15 protein-coding genes are annotated in these 14297 nt (G+C 65.0%); 10 read left to right on the top strand and 5 right to left on the bottom strand.

The window, feature by feature from the left end; genetic code table 11:
• Nucleotides 1-117: 117 nt before the first annotated feature.
• The 3 genes from MTX19_RS23615 to MTX19_RS23605 all read left to right on the top strand — a co-directional run bounded on the left by MTX19_RS23615 (nucleotide 118) and on the right by MTX19_RS23605 (nucleotide 2343).
• Nucleotides 118-570, top strand: coding sequence for a hydrogenase (locus MTX19_RS23615; protein WP_280979528.1), 453 nt, complete (start codon nucleotides 118-120; stop codon nucleotides 568-570).
• Between the two features lie 346 nt (nucleotides 571-916).
• A complete protein-coding gene (locus MTX19_RS23610) occupies nucleotides 917-1150 on the top strand; it encodes a DUF2934 domain-containing protein (protein WP_280979527.1) in 234 nt (77 codons plus the stop codon).
• Between the two features lie 839 nt (nucleotides 1151-1989).
• Nucleotides 1990-2343 (top strand): cupin domain-containing protein, encoded by a 354-nt coding sequence (locus MTX19_RS23605; RefSeq protein WP_280979526.1) that lies wholly within the window; start codon nucleotides 1990-1992, stop codon nucleotides 2341-2343.
• Nucleotides 2344-2357: 14 nt separating this feature from the next.
• Here MTX19_RS23605 and MTX19_RS23600 read toward each other — a convergent pair whose 3' ends face one another.
• Both MTX19_RS23600 and MTX19_RS23595 read right to left on the bottom strand, forming a co-directional pair.
• Nucleotides 2358-2642 (bottom strand): hypothetical protein, encoded by a 285-nt coding sequence (locus MTX19_RS23600; RefSeq protein ID WP_280979525.1) that lies wholly within the window; start codon nucleotides 2640-2642, stop codon nucleotides 2358-2360.
• A gap of 33 nt (nucleotides 2643-2675) precedes the next feature.
• Nucleotides 2676-3602: an alpha/beta fold hydrolase gene (locus tag MTX19_RS23595; protein ID WP_280979524.1), complete on the bottom strand. Its 927-nt coding sequence runs from the start codon at nucleotides 3600-3602 to the stop codon at nucleotides 2676-2678.
• A gap of 151 nt (nucleotides 3603-3753) precedes the next feature.
• Here MTX19_RS23595 and MTX19_RS23590 point away from each other — a divergent pair, with 151 nt between their 5' ends.
• Genes MTX19_RS23590 through MTX19_RS23580 form a run of 3 tightly spaced genes read left to right on the top strand, consistent with a single transcriptional unit; the run spans nucleotide 3754 to nucleotide 7294 of the window.
• Complete coding sequence (locus MTX19_RS23590; RefSeq protein WP_280985487.1) at nucleotides 3754-5142, top strand: 3-deoxy-7-phosphoheptulonate synthase class II; 1389 nt, start codon at nucleotides 3754-3756, stop codon at nucleotides 5140-5142.
• 1 nt (nucleotide 5143) lies between these two features.
• Nucleotides 5144-5497: a diacylglycerol kinase gene (locus MTX19_RS23585; RefSeq protein ID WP_280972159.1), complete on the top strand. Its 354-nt coding sequence runs from the start codon at nucleotides 5144-5146 to the stop codon at nucleotides 5495-5497.
• Between the two features lie 45 nt (nucleotides 5498-5542).
• Nucleotides 5543-7294, top strand: coding sequence for an NAD+ synthase (locus MTX19_RS23580; protein WP_280972158.1), 1752 nt, complete (start codon nucleotides 5543-5545; stop codon nucleotides 7292-7294).
• 85 nt (nucleotides 7295-7379) lie between these two features.
• Here MTX19_RS23580 and MTX19_RS23575 read toward each other — a convergent pair whose 3' ends face one another.
• Together MTX19_RS23575 and MTX19_RS23570 are read right to left on the bottom strand one after the other, a co-directional pair.
• Complete coding sequence (locus tag MTX19_RS23575; protein WP_280979523.1) at nucleotides 7380-8549, bottom strand: DUF2865 domain-containing protein; 1170 nt, start codon at nucleotides 8547-8549, stop codon at nucleotides 7380-7382.
• 146 nt (nucleotides 8550-8695) lie between these two features.
• The gene (locus MTX19_RS23570; RefSeq protein WP_280979522.1) at nucleotides 8696-9004 is read right to left on the bottom strand and encodes a hypothetical protein; all 309 of its coding nucleotides are present in this window, start codon (nucleotides 9002-9004) and stop codon (nucleotides 8696-8698) included.
• A gap of 294 nt (nucleotides 9005-9298) precedes the next feature.
• Between MTX19_RS23570 and cysS the strand changes: the two genes are divergently transcribed.
• From cysS to MTX19_RS23550, 4 genes are all read left to right on the top strand, one after another.
• Nucleotides 9299-10714, top strand: a complete 1416-nt coding sequence (gene cysS / locus MTX19_RS23565; protein ID WP_280979521.1) for a cysteine--tRNA ligase — start codon at nucleotides 9299-9301, stop codon at nucleotides 10712-10714.
• Nucleotides 10711-11217: a GNAT family N-acetyltransferase gene (locus MTX19_RS23560; RefSeq protein WP_280979520.1), complete on the top strand. Its 507-nt coding sequence runs from the start codon at nucleotides 10711-10713 to the stop codon at nucleotides 11215-11217. Before cysS ends, MTX19_RS23560 begins: the two co-directional genes overlap by 4 nt.
• Entirely contained in the window at nucleotides 11214-12812 is a 1599-nt protein-coding gene (gene cimA / locus MTX19_RS23555; protein WP_280985486.1) for a citramalate synthase, read from the top strand. The genes MTX19_RS23560 and cimA overlap by 4 nt, the downstream gene beginning before the upstream one ends.
• Before the next feature lie 113 nt (nucleotides 12813-12925).
• Nucleotides 12926-13303, top strand: coding sequence for a VOC family protein (locus tag MTX19_RS23550; protein ID WP_280979519.1), 378 nt, complete (start codon nucleotides 12926-12928; stop codon nucleotides 13301-13303).
• A gap of 157 nt (nucleotides 13304-13460) precedes the next feature.
• Here the strand turns inward: MTX19_RS23550 and MTX19_RS23545 are convergent, their stop codons facing one another.
• Nucleotides 13461-14066, bottom strand: a complete 606-nt coding sequence (locus MTX19_RS23545; RefSeq protein WP_280979518.1) for a TIGR00730 family Rossman fold protein — start codon at nucleotides 14064-14066, stop codon at nucleotides 13461-13463.
• Nucleotides 14067-14297: the final 231 nt, after the last annotated feature.

Here is a 14297-nt window from a genome sequence, read left to right as displayed (position 1 = left end):
CGAATGCTGCGACAAAGGGATGCATCGATCGGGCGACCGGCTTGCCGGTCGCCCTGTTAGGATTTGACTGCGGTCGCGCCTTGCTTGCATTGACATCATCATTTGCAGGGGACGGACATGGAGGGAAAGAAGCGGCAGTTGCTGTGGCACGGAATCGCGCTGTTTCTTCTTGGCCTGGTGACGGGCCTCGTCGAGCAGAAGTTCACCAATGTGAGGATGGGACTCGCGGCGCATCTTGAGGGCGTCATGAACGGCACGTTCCTGCTCGCGCTCGGCGCCGTCTGGCAGGAAGTGAACCTGACACCACGCATCAAGGCGGCCGCGTACTGGGCGGTGCTTGCGGGCACGTACGGCAACTGGGTGGTGACGACGCTGGCCGCAATCCTGGGTACGGCCGCGCTCTCGCCAATCTCGGCGGCAGGGCACAGCGCGCCGGCTTGGCAAGAAGCGATCGTGACAACCGGGTTCGTCGCCATTGGCTCGGCGATTATCGCAGCGTCCGTACTCGTGCTCTGGGGACTGCGAAGCTCGGCCGGCGCCAAGCCGCTCTCCCGGTACAGCGGGTTGTGACCGGCCTTCCATCGCGGTTAGCGCCGACACTCTCGATGATTTGTGTACCCGTCGGGCGGACGCAATCCGCATCGGTCGACCCACAACGACAGCGCGGCGGAACACGGGCTGTGTTATGCTGATGCGTCCCGCCGGCTGCGACCGCTGAGGTGGTCGGCCAGGGGCCAGACTCGCGCGCGCCCAGGAACCTCGCGCTGGCCTGGAAGTTGGACTTACGTAGCATGAGCCGCGCGGCGACCCCCGGGACGTTCCCGGCGCACAGCGCGGGAGATAGGTTGCGGCCATTATGGCCGTTACGGCAGCGATTGCATTTTCAAACGATTGCTCAGCATGAGGGAGGCTGCCCATGACTGGTCCAACCGAGCAGGAGATCCGGACTCGCGCTTACGAGCTCTGGAAGGCTGCCGGCGAGCCTCGGTGCAAAATGGACGTGCTGTGGTATCAGGCCGAAAAGGAATTGCTCTCAAAGAAATCCGGCAACGGAGACGTCTCTCCGGCCGAGCGCCGCAAGGAGGCCCCGCGTCAGGCGGGACATTGGGGAAAATCCAGCAAGCGAAGAGCAGTCCAGCACCGTAGCTGAGGTCGTAGCCGCCGCGCGTTCTTGGGGCGGCTCTTTCCGAGCCCTGCGGGGATGTCCGCTTTCAAGCGCGGTACGGACACTGCCATGTCCTGGCGCCAAGCACTAATTTGCCCGACGGCGCAAGACCCCACATCGAAAATATTTCTGTTTTCCAGAAGCGCAACTCAGTGTATGAATGGCCCGTCTCACCCGCTTGAGGGGCGCTTCGCGATCGTCACGAGTGTTGGGTCGAGATGCGGTGGACGCCGATGTCGCGGCTGACGAGCGTGGCAGATAGCGGACGGTGAAGTCGTGCAGGCCTGACGCCCTAGTGGCAGGTGTCTCATCAGCGAGGGACAAGCTCTCTCGCTGATGACGGTGACAACAAAGCCCAGTCTCGCCGGGGAGAGCACGTATAAGCCGTAAACCATCGCGCAGGGAAAGCCGGGATTGCTCCGGTTTCACCTGTGGTCCTACCTCCCGAGCTTTCCATTTGCTCGGGACCCATGGGTGCGATCGGCACCCGGCTTTCCCTGCGCCCTCTGCGAATTCAGAGAGCGAAACGAACGGCAAGACTCGGACGATTCACGTCGCGAGAATGCAGACTTGCATCCTCTCGATCGTCATGCCCGCGCATGCGGGCATCCAGTACGCCGCGGCCTCTCGGCTCAAGCCCTGGTGTCTCTGGAATACTGGATCACCCGCATTCGCGGGTGCTGACAGCGCGGCCGGGCTGTTTGATAGTCGAATAGGATCTAAGCACGTCATGCCGAGGAGGCCACATGGTGGCCATCTCGAAGCGCGACGGTCACGACAGCGGGAGATTGCGCTAACGTGTCTGACCGACTCCGGAGGCACCGATGAGCGATGCGATCGATCTCGACGAAAAGCTGTCCACATTTTCCGATCACTGGTCACCGCGCACCATTGCGCAATTCAACGCGTGCGATGTCATGGTCGTGAAGGTCCAAGGTGAGTTCGTCTGGCACAAGCATGACGACACCGACGACTTCTTTCTCGTCCTGAAGGGCGTGCTCGACATTCAGCTCCGCGATCGAACCATCACGCTCAAGCCGGGCCAGATGTACATCGTGCCGAAGGGAGTCGAGCATCGTCCCGTTGCGCGCGAGGAGGTGCATCTCTTGCTGATCGAGCCGACCGGGACCCCCAACACGGGCAGTGCCGCGACCGCCGCCCCGCGCAAGCTGGCATGAGTCCCGCGCGCGGACTATCTCATGCAGACGCCCTGGATCGAAGCACCCTTGACGCAACGGCTGCCGGGACCGCAGTCGGTGTCGAACGAGCAGGTGTTGCCATAGGTGCCATTGACGTCAAGCGGTGATGAGATCGGTTGTTGATCGTTGGCGTTGCCGGGCGACAGGCCGCCGACGCAGACCCCGTAGATGTTTCCAGACGTCTTCAGGCACCGGTTGCCCGGCTGGCAATCCGTATCAAACGAGCACGCCATCGCCGGGGTGGACGCAAGCAGCAACGTGAGGACGAGATATTTCATCGGAACGCTCCGGGGACGACCATGGGACCGCGCTCAACTCTCCCCCTCGATCCACTCGGCCGCACCTCGCCACAGCGTTTCGCGATGCTCGCCGCGGAAGAAGCCGAGATGGCCGATTGTCTTCACGCCGGCATCGAGCGGGCGGATCGAGACGATGTCGGGCGTGATCGAGGTGAAGGCCGAGCACAGCAATTCGACCGCCGGCCGCGTCGCCCAGGTGTCGTCGGTGATCGCCAGCGCGCGGAGCTTTCCCTTGAATTTCGGAAAGTTCTCGCGCGCGGCGAGCGTCGCGTCGTCGAGCAGATAGCGCGGCGACATCACCCAGCGCGTCCATTGCTCGAACACACCTCTCGGCAGGTCCATGCCGAGCCCGGCCCAGCCGGGCAGGTAGCCGAGCACACGGGCCAGCGGCAGGCCGACACCGTTCATGTAGGCAACGACGCGGTAGCGTTCGGGCGAAGCCATCAGCTTCCAGTAGGCGGCCTGCGATGCGATCAGCAGTGCGCGCGGGATCTCGGCGTTGTTGGCGAGCAGCCCAAGCGCCTGGCCGCCGAAGGAATGGCCGATATAGGCGAACGGCAGATTGCGGTAGCGCTCGCGCATCCAGGTCACCGCCGCGGTGACGTCGAGCGCGGCCCAGTCGGCCATCGTCGCCTTGAAGCCGGCCAGCGATGTCGACTGATTGTTGCCGGTCAGCGCCTTCCGCCGGGAATCGCCCGTGCCGCGGTAGTCGTAGGTCAGGACCGCGGCGCCGCGGCGGGCAAGATAGCCGGCAAAGCCGCGATAGAGCTTTCGCGGGACGGCGGTCGCCGAATTGACCAGGACGGCATGGCGCTTGACGCCGCGCGGCAGGAACAGCGTCGCCGCAAGCGGGTAGCCGTCGACGGCGGGCACGACGATGTCGTCGCGAAAAACGTCGTCCAGCCCGGCCCCGGCCACGGCATTTACCCCAGCATTCATGGTATGGTCTAACAAATGCGAATTCGGCTTTTCTGCAAGAGCTTGACGGAATTGCAGGAATCCTTCTAGCGAGGTTGCGGGAGCCTGTGTATAACCCGGGCCTTTCCTCGACCGTGGATTAAGTTGCGGTTTTTGCTCAGGAGTTGACCTCATGTCCGAGCGGTGGACACCCGATAGCTGGCGCGCCAAGAAGGTCGTGCAGGTTCCCAAATATCCCGATGCCAAAGCGTTGGCGGATGTCGAGGCCCAGCTTGCGACCTTTCCGCCGCTGGTGTTCGCCGGCGAAGCGCGCAACCTGAAGAAGGCGCTGGGCCGCGTCGCCGCCGGCGAAGCCTTCCTGCTGCAGGGCGGTGACTGTGCCGAGAGCTTTGCCGAGCACGGCGCCAACAACATCCGCGACTTCTTCCGCGTGCTGCTGCAGATGGCGGTCGTGCTCACCTATGCCGGTGCGCTGCCGGTGGTGAAGGTCGGCCGGATCGCCGGCCAGTTCGCCAAGCCGCGCTCGTCGCCGACCGAGAAGCAGAACGGCGTCGAGCTGCCGAGCTATCGCGGCGATATTGTCAACGACATCGCCTTCACGGCGGAAGCGCGCACGCCCGATCCGCAGCGCCAGTTGATGGCCTATCGCCAGTCGGCGGCGACGCTGAATCTGCTGCGCGCGTTCGCGACCGGCGGCTTCGCCAATCTCGGCAGCGTGCATCAGTGGATGCTCGGCTTCCTGAAGGACTCGCCGCAGTCGCGCCGCTACAAGGAGCTGGCAGACCGCATCTCGGACGCGCTGAACTTCATGCGCGCCTGCGGCCTCGACCTCGAAAGCCATCCCGAACTGCGCGCCACCGACTTCTACACCAGCCACGAGGCGCTGCTGCTCGGCTACGAGCAGGCGATGACGCGGGTCGATTCGACGACCGGCGACTGGTACGCGACATCAGGCCACATGATCTGGATCGGCGACCGCACCCGCCAGCTCGATCACGGCCATGTCGAATATTTTCGCGGCATCAAGAACCCGATCGGCCTGAAATGCGGTCCGTCGCTGAAGCCGGACGAGCTGCTGAAGCTGATCGACGTGCTGAACCCGGACAACGAGGCGGGACGGCTGACGCTGATCAACCGGTTCGGCGCCGACAAGGTCGGCGATCATCTGCCGGGCATGATCCGCGCCGTGCAGCGGGAGGGGCGCACGGTGGTGTGGTCATGCGATCCGATGCATGGCAACACCATCACCTCGACATCAGGCTACAAGACCCGGCCGTTCGACCGCGTGCTGTCGGAGGTGAAGTCGTTCTTCCAGGTCCACGCCGCGGAAGGCACGCATGCCGGCGGCGTGCATCTGGAGATGACCGGGCAGGACGTCACCGAATGCATCGGCGGCGCGCGCGCCATTACCGATGAGGACCTCAACGACCGCTACCACACGGTCTGCGATCCGCGTCTGAACGCCGAACAGTCGATCGACATGGCCTTCCTGATCGCCGAGCTCCTGAAGCAGGAGCGCGCCGGCAAGACCAAACCGATGCCGGCCGCCGCGGGGCTGTGACTTGCTGAGGTTCTGGCGGGCCACCATCAACTCACGCAACGGGCTGGCCTTCGCCATTCGCTCGGAGCAGGCGATTCGCGAGGAGGTGGTGGCGCTGGTGCTCTCGCTGCCGCTGGCTTGGCTGGTCGGCGCCACGATGATGCGCCGGGTCGAGCTGGTCGCGGCCGTGGTGCTGGTGCTGGTGATCGAGCTGCTCAACACCGCGATCGAGAAGCTGGCCGATCGCCTGACCATGGATCATGACCCGCAGATCGGGCGGGTCAAGGATATGGGCTCGGCCGCGGTCGGCGTCGCGCTTGTCATGGCCGGGCTGTTCTGGCTGTTTGCCCTCGCCGAACGCATGGGCGCGTTCTGATCCGGGCGGATTGAAGTTTGCTCTCGTGCAGGACAACTTAAGAGTATGAGCGAACAACAGATCAAGATCACGCTGGCGCAACTCAATCCGACGGTCGGTGACGTCACCGCCAACGCCGCGAAGGCGCGCGCCGCGCGCGAGCGGGCGAAGGCCGACGGCGCCGATCTGGTGGTGCTCTCGGAACTGTTCATTGCCGGCTATCCGCCGGAGGATCTGGTCCTTAAACCGGCGTTCCAGTCGGCCTGCCGGCTTGCGATCGAGGAGCTGGCGCGCGAGACCGCCGATGGCGGACCAGCCATGCTGATCGGCACACCCTGGGTCGAGGACGGCAAGCTCTATAACGCCTGCGCGCTGCTCGACGAGGGCCGCATTGCCGCGCTTCGCTTCAAGGCGAATCTGCCGAACTACGGCGTGTTCGACGAGAAGCGGCTGTTCGCGCGCGGGCCGGCCTCGGGCCCGGTGACGGTGCGCGGCGTGCGCATCGGGGTGCCGATCTGCGAGGACATCTGGCTCGAGGAGTCGGAGGAATACGAAAACGTCGTCGAGTGCCTGGCCGAGACCGGCGCCGAAATCCTCATAGTGCCGAACGGCTCGCCTTACGCCCGCGACAAGACCGATCTGAGGCTCTCGATCGTGGTGGCGCGCGTCACCGAGAGCGGGCTGCCGCTGATCTATCTCAACGAGATCGGCGGCCAGGACGAATTGATCTTCGACGGCGCCTCGTTCGCGCTGAACGCCGACCTGTCGGTCGCGGCGCAGCTTCCGGCGTTCGAGGAGAACATCACGACATTGTCCTGGCGCAAGACGCCAGACGGCTGGCGCTGCAACGGCCCGATCGCCGAGCTCCTCGAGGGCGACAAGGCGGATTACGCAGCCTGCGTGCTCGGCCTGCGCGACTATGTCCGCAAGAACGGTTTTCCGGGCGTGCTGCTCGGCATCTCCGGCGGCATCGACTCCGCGCTGTGTGCCGCGATCGCGGTGGATGCGCTCGGCGTCGACATGGTGCGCGGCGTGATGCTGCCGTTCCGCTACACCGCGCAGGTGTCGCTCGACGATGCCGCCAAGCTCGCGGCCGCGCTCGGCATCCGCTACGAGGTGCTGCCGATCGCCGACGCCGTGAACGGGTTCGAGAAGATCCTGGCGCCGGCCTTCGCGGGCCTGGAGCGCGACATCACCGAGGAGAATTTGCAGGCGCGCGCCCGCGGCACGCTGTTGATGGCGATCTCCAACAAGACCGGCGCCATGGTGGTGACCACGGGCAACAAGTCGGAGATGTCGGTCGGCTACGCCACGCTCTATGGCGACATGAACGGCGGCTTCAACCCGATCAAGGACATCTACAAGACCGAGGTGTTCCGCCTGTCGTCCTTGCGCAATTCCTGGAAGCCGGACGGCGCGCTCGGACCGTCGGGCGAGGTGATCCCGGTCAACATCATCACCCGTCCGCCGACCGCGGAATTGCGCGAGAACCAGACCGACCAGGATTCGCTGCCGCCTTACGACGTGCTGGATGCGATCCTCGAGCGTCTCGTCGAGCGCGAGGAGCCGCTGGCGACGATCATTGCCGCCGGCTTCGACCGCGATGTGGTGACACGCATCGACCGCCTGCTCTATATCGCCGAATACAAGCGCCGGCAGGCGGCGCCGGGCGTCAAGGTCACCGCTAAGAATTTCGGCCGCGACCGCCGCTATCCCATCACCAATCGCTTCCGCGATCCCGGCAAGGTCTGGCCCGCGCCGGACGAGCAGCTCGTGGCGCGGGCCAACCGCGCATCGGCGGAAGCGTTCGAGGGTTGAGCCCTCACGGCACCGCGAAGTGAGTCAGCTCCCTCGCGCGCAAGCGGAAGAAGTGAACCGAATGCGCGGAGGGGGCGCCGGGTCCCTAATGCTTCGGCGGAATGAAGGTCGGTCCGACCGTGCGGATCTGCCCGTCGCCGGACGGCGTGGCCGGAGCTGTCGCGTCAGCCGCGGCCGGTTGTTGCTGCTGCGCTGCTGCCGGCGCGCCCTTCTTGCCGGCGGCGGATTTCGTCGCCTGCTGCTGGGCGCGCTGCTGCATCTTCCGCGCGCTCTCCTCGGTGACGACGATGTCGCCCTGCTGCTCGACACTGGCCTTGTCATCGACGCCCTTCAGCGCTTCCGCCCAGCTCTGGCCGGCCGCCTTGCAGGAGCACGACGGATTGAACTCGGTGCGGTATTTGAAGGCGTTCGGCAGCGAAGAGTAGGGCTGGCCGCTGATCGACACCGCCTGGTTGATGTCCTCGCCCGGATTGCGATAGGCGAACAGCGTCGCTTCCGCGGCGGGGCATTGCGCCTTGCAGACCCGCTCGTCATCGGCGAAGCGCGCCTGCACGGTTGCGAACGAGATCGGGAAATAAGCGCCGTCGCAGGTGCGCACGCACACGGTGCGGTAGGTGCCGGACTGCGCGCCGTATTCGGGACCGGGTGGAGGTATCTCCGGGTTCGGATTCGGGTTGGCGTTACCGCCGCCGAACAGGTTCTCGAGGAAGTTGCCCGGGCCGCGCGCAGCGGCAGCAGCATATTGCGGGCCGCAATTGTTCTGCGCGAGCGCGGTCAGCACCGAGCGCCGCTGGTTCTCGCGGTCGGCGCCGCCGAGCCCGCCGGAGCGCAGCCGCTCGAGGTTCGCGGTCATCTGGTCGAGATTGGCGCGCATCTGCTGGATCTGGTTGTTGACCGGGCCACACTGCGCCGAGTTGTTGTTGAACAGCGAGAAGAAGCCGGAGCTGTCGCAACCCATGCGCCGGGCCTGCGCCGTCACGCGATCGAGCTCGCCCTGCTGCCTGGTTGCCGCGTCCTGATAGCGGCGGATCTGCTCGTCCCTGGCCGGATCGCCGGTGCCGCCGCCGCGATCGATCGTCGCCAATTGCCCTTCGAGCCGGGCGCACATCGGGTTGGCCTGCGCCTGTTGCGGCAGCGGTCCGGGCGGGCCCGGATTCACCTGCGCGAATGCGTCAGAGGCGGGCAGGGCAATGCCGGCAAGCACGGCGCAGGTCAAAAGCCATCGGGAGAAGCGAAGATCGGGGGTATCGGGCATATCCGGCCATTAGAACGATGCCGCACGGCGAACGCCAACGCGCGGCCAAGGCGGCTTGCAATAGCCTTTTCTCGGGGCAGCGTCACGTCGTTTCCGGGGCACCGATGTGGCAAAAAGCCCGGCTTGACCAGTCGCTTGGCGCGCGTTCAGCGCTGGCAGGTGATGGCGACGTATTCGCCGCAGCCATTTCCGCTGCATTTGTCGCTGGACGCACCCGGAATCGCGCCGGTGATCTCGTCGGGCTCGACGCGGCGGTAATTCGTCGCCTGTGCAAAATCGCGTGACTGGCAGTAGGCGCGCGCGGCATACGCGCCGCATTTGTCGCCGCGCGCCAGGCACTGGTCGACGCCGTAGCCGTCGGCCTGGTTGGCGATGATGAAGACGCGGCTGTCGGCCAGCGCGGCCGAGGCAGTGAGGAGGGACGCGCAGGCAATGAATGCTGAAATGAGCCGCATGGTGCACCGGGGAAACGGGTGAAATCCGCGGTTCACCGGATACGCCCGAACTCTTAATAATGATTAACCATGAGGGACTTGGCGCGGCTTTCGCCGGCGGAGCGGGTACAAACGACCTCAAAACAGCCCCTTGACGGCACAGAGGGGCCATGAGACATGGTGGAACCATGAACGGCCACCTCGCCATCTGCAGCATTTGCCGCGAGATTATTAGCTAGCGATTCGCTGGCTGAGGCCGTCTTTTCTCAATCACCCTGAGATCATTGGACCGCCCGGCCGCAAGGGACGGTTTCCATGGAATTGCGACTCTACGATACGTTGACCCGGGAGAAGCGGCCGTTCGTGCCGCTCGATGCCAATAACGTCCGCATGTATGCCTGCGGACCGACGGTCTACGACTTCGCTCATATCGGCAACGGCCGCGCCGCGATCGTGTTCGACGTGCTGTTCCGCGTGCTGCGCCATCGCTACGGCGCCGATCACGTGACCTATGTCCGCAACGTCACCGACGTTGATGACAAGATCAACGTCCGCGCCGCGCGGGACTATCCCGGCGTGCCCCTGAACGAGGCGATCCGCAAGGTCACCGAGCAGACCTATCAGCAGTACCAGGACGACGTCACCGCGCTCGGCTGCTTGGCCCCGACGGTGCAGCCGCGCGCGACCGAGCACATCCCGGAGATGCGCGCGATCATCGAGAAGCTGGTCGCCGGCGGCTTCGCCTATGTCGCGGAAGATCACGTGCTGTTCTCGCCGCAGGCGATGAATTCGGCCAATTCGGTGCTGCCGCGCTATGGCTCGCTGTCGAAGCGCTCGCTCGACGAGATGATCGCGGGCGCCCGCGTCGACGTCGCGCCCTACAAGCGCGACAACACCGACTTCGTGCTCTGGAAGCCGTCGAAGCCGGGCGAGCCATCTTGGCCGTCGCCGGCCGGGATCAAGGTCGAGGGCCGGCCAGGCTGGCACATCGAGTGCTCGGCGATGGCCTGGAAGCATCTCGGCGAGAGGTTCGACATCCATGGCGGCGGCATCGACCTGGTGTTCCCGCACCATGAGAACGAGCTCGCACAGACCTGCTGCGCCTTCCACGCCGACCGCATGGCCAATGTCTGGATGCACAACGGCTTCCTGCAGATCGAGAGCGAGAAGATGTCGAAGTCGCTCGGCAACTTCTTCACGATCCGCGATCTGCTGACGGACTGGCCGGGCGAGGTGCTGCGGCTCGCCATGCTGAAGACGCACTATCGCTCGCCGCTCGACTGGACGCTGAAGGCGACCGAAGAGGCCGCGAAGACGCTCGACGACTGGTATGCGGTCGCGGCCGACGCCGAGTCCGGCCCGCCGTCGCCGGCGATGATCGAGGCGCTCTACGACGACCTCAACACCGCGCAGGCGATGGCGGTGCTGCACGGTCTGCGCCATGCGGCGTCGACCAGCGAGCAGGCTCGCAAGGAGCTCGCCAGCTCGCTGCGGCTGCTCGGCTTCCTGTCTGAGAGCGCGGGCGCTTGGAAGAGCCGCAAGCAGCAGGCGAGCGGTGTCGACGCCAATGCGGTCGAGGCGCTGATCGCTGAACGTAGTGCGGCCCGTGCACGGAAGGATTTCAAGGAGTCCGACCGCATCCGCGATCAGCTCGCCGCCATGGGCGTGGCGATCAAGGACGGAAAAGATGCTGAAGGAAAGCCAATGACGACCTGGGAGGTCGCGCGATGAGCCGTTCCACCCCCGCACTGCGTCCATTCCTGCCGGAAGATGCGCCGATGCTTGCGGCCATTTTCGCGGCGTCGATCATGGATCTCACCGGCGACGATTACAGCGAGGCGCAGCAGGAAGCCTGGGCGTTGGCCGCCGAGGACGAGGCTGCGTTCGGCAAGAAGCTCGCCGCCCAGCTTACGCTGATCGCAACGCTGCAGGGCGCGCCGGTCGGCTTCGCCTCGCTGAAGGGCACCGACCATATCGATATGCTCTATGTGCATCCGAGCGCGGTCGGGCAGGGCGTCGGCGCGGCGTTGTGCGATGCCCTGGAGAAGATCGCGGGTGCGCGCGGCGCCAAGGCCCTGACGGTCGATGCCAGCGATACCGCGCTCGAGTTCTTCCGCAAGCGCGGCTACGTCGCGCAACAGCGCAATTCGGTGACCATCAATGGCGAATGGCTCGCCAACACCACGATGCAAAAGAAGCTCGACGGTGTCGCGACCCAGGGAGGCCACGCATGAGCCGTGAACGCCTCTATCTGTTCGACACCACGCTGCGCGACGGCGCGCAAACCAACGGCGTCGACTTCACGCTGCAGGACAAGCAGGTGATCGCCAAGATGCTGGACGAGCTCGGCATCGACTATGTCGAGGGCGGCTATCCTGGTGCCAATCCGACCGACTCCGAATTCTTCAGCACGAAGCCCGCTTTCGACCACGCGCGCTTCACCGCGTTCGGCATGACGCGCCGTCCCGGCCGCTCGGCCTCGAACGATCCGGGACTGGCCGGCATCCTCGAGGCCAAGGCGGATGCGATCTGCTTCGTCGCCAAGTCCTCCGCCTATCAGGTTCGGGTCGCGCTCGAGACCACGAACGAGGAGAATCTCGCCTCGATCCGCGACAGTGTCGCGGCAGCCAGGGCGCTTGGCCGCGAGGTGATGGTCGACTGCGAGCACTTCTTCGACGGCTACAAGGAGAACCGCGACTACGCGCTGGCCTGCGCGAAAGTGGCCTTTGAGTCCGGCGCGCGCTGGGTGGTGCTGTGCGACACCAATGGCGGCACCATGCCGCACGAGGTCGAGACCATCGTCGGCGACGTCATCGAGCATGTGCCGGGCGCAAATCTCGGCATCCACGCCCATAACGACACCGAGCAGGCGGTGGCCAATTCGCTGGCCGCGGTGCGCGCTGGCGCGCGGCAGATCCAGGGCACGCTCAACGGCCTCGGCGAGCGCTGTGGCAACGCCAATCTGTGCTCGCTGATCCCGACCTTGCGGCTGAAGCAGGAGTTTGCCGACAAGTTCGAGATCGGCGTCACCGCGGACAAGATGGCGACGCTGACGAAGGTGTCTCGCACCCTCGATGACATGCTGAACCGCGCGCCCAACCGCCATGCGGCTTACGTCGGCGAGAGCGCCTTCGTCACCAAGACCGGCATCCACGCCTCCGCGGTGTTGAAGGATCCGCACACCTACGAGCATGTGCTGCCGGAATCGGTCGGCAATCACCGCAAGGTGCTGGTGTCTGACCAGGCCGGCCGCTCCAACGTCATCGCCGAGCTCGATCGCGCCGGCATCGCCTATGACAAGAGCGATCCGCGGCTAACGCGGCTCGTCGAGGAGTTGAAGGAGCGCGAGGCGGCGGGCTTCGCCTATGAATCCGCCAACGCCTCGTTCGAGCTGCTGGCGCGGCGCACGCTCGGCAAGGTGCCGGAATATTTCAAGGTCGAGCAATTCGACGTCAATGTCGAGCAGCGCTACAACGCCAATGGCCTGCGCGTCACGGTGGCGCTCGCCGTGGTGAAGGTCGACGTCGACGGCGAGCGGCTGATCTCGGCCGCCGAAGGCAACGGTCCGGTGAATGCGCTCGACGTCGCACTGCGCAAGGATCTCGGCAAATACCAGAAATACATCGACGGCCTAAAGCTGATCGACTACCGCGTGCGTATCCTCAATGGCGGCTCTGAGGCGGTCACGCGCGTCCTGATCGAGAGCGAGGACGAGACCGGCGACAATTGGACCACGGTCGGCGTTTCGCCGAACATCATCGACGCCTCGTTCCAGGCGCTGATGGATTCGCTGGTGTACAAGCTCGTGAAGTCGGGCGCGCCGACATGAGATAACGCCGTCATTACGAGCGAAGCGAAGCAATCCATCCCTCCGCGCACGCTGCAGCATGGATTGCTTGGTCGCTTCGCTCCTGGCAATGACGGGGGGAGGGAGGGACTTTCATGATCGACCACGTCTCTGTCGGCGTCCGCGATCTCGGACGCGCGGCGCGGTTCTATGAACCGACATTGGCCGCGCTCGGGCTGACGCGCCTGGTCACCCGGCCGGCGACGATCGGCTTCGGCAAGGCCTATCCCGAGTTCTGGATCAATCTGCGCGCCGGCATGCCGCCGGTGCCGCACGAGAGCGGCACCCATATCTGCCTGCGCGCGAAGACGACCGCCGAGGTCGATGCGTTCCATGCCGCCGCGCTTGCCGCCGGCGGCCGCTCCGACGGCGCACCGGGCCTGCGCCCGCATGATCGCGTCCGCTACTACGCGGCTTTCGTGCTCGATCCCGACGGCAACCGTGTCGAGGCCGTGACGTTTCCGAGCGAGTGAGGTCCGTTGGACCCGCGCTTCTCTCGACCCGTCATCCTGAGGAGCGGCACGCGCGTCTCGAAGGATGCACGGCCACCAGTCCGGCTCTCGTGCTTCGAGACGGCCGCTATGCGGCCGCCTCAGCATGACGGGGAGAGAGGCGAGTGCGCCCTCAAGCCTACAGCCGCCGCGCCACGTCCGGTGCGAGCTCCTTGGCGCTTTCCGGGGTCCGCGCCACCGCGGAGCGCAACCGCGGCAGGATGTCCTCGACGCGGTCGGTCATCAGCACGTTGACGGCCAGCGTCGGGCGGATGAACTCGGTGGTACGCATGTGGTTCAGAAGCGAGAGCAGCGGCTCCCAGAAATTGTCGATGTTGGCGAGCAGCACCGGCTTCGAATGCCGGCCGAGCTGCTGCCAGGTCAATTGCTCGACCAATTCCTCCAGCGTGCCGACGCCGCCGGGCAGGGCGACGAACGCATCCGAGCGCTCGAACATCAGCCGCTTGCGCTCATGCATGTCGGGCGTGACGATCATTTCCTGAACCGATGTCAGCGCGTTCTCGCGCGCCCGCAAGAATTCCGGAATGATGCCGGTGACGGAGCCACCGTGCTGAAGCGTGGATTTGGCAACCGCGCCCATCAGGCCGATCGATCCGCCGCCATAGACCAGGCGGACGTTGTTCTCGGCAAAACTCTTACCGAGCGCAACGGCAGCTTCAATGAAGCGGGGATTGTTACCGGGGCCGGAGCCGCAATAGACACAGACAGTCTTGATTTGGTTCATGCGATCCTTGTGGCACTGCAGCGTAAAAAGGGTCAAGGGTAGGGAAAAGGGTCGAGGGTAGGATATGGGGATTGAGGACGAAAAAATCCCGTAAATTCCCGCGAATCGCGAAAGATTTTCGCCACAAGTCTGTACGCCGCAATCAAACGGTCTATATGACGGCCAGAATGTCAAACCGTGGAAAAGATGTGACGGCAAGAGGGCGCGCCGCCCCAACCCGGGCGGGCTCCT

It is taken from the genome of Bradyrhizobium sp. ISRA464 (genome assembly GCF_029910095.1).
In the GTDB taxonomy this organism is placed as follows: domain Bacteria; phylum Pseudomonadota; class Alphaproteobacteria; order Rhizobiales; family Xanthobacteraceae; genus Bradyrhizobium.
Note: the sequence above shows the minus strand (reverse complement) of the source record. Positions and strands in the feature narration are given on the sequence as shown.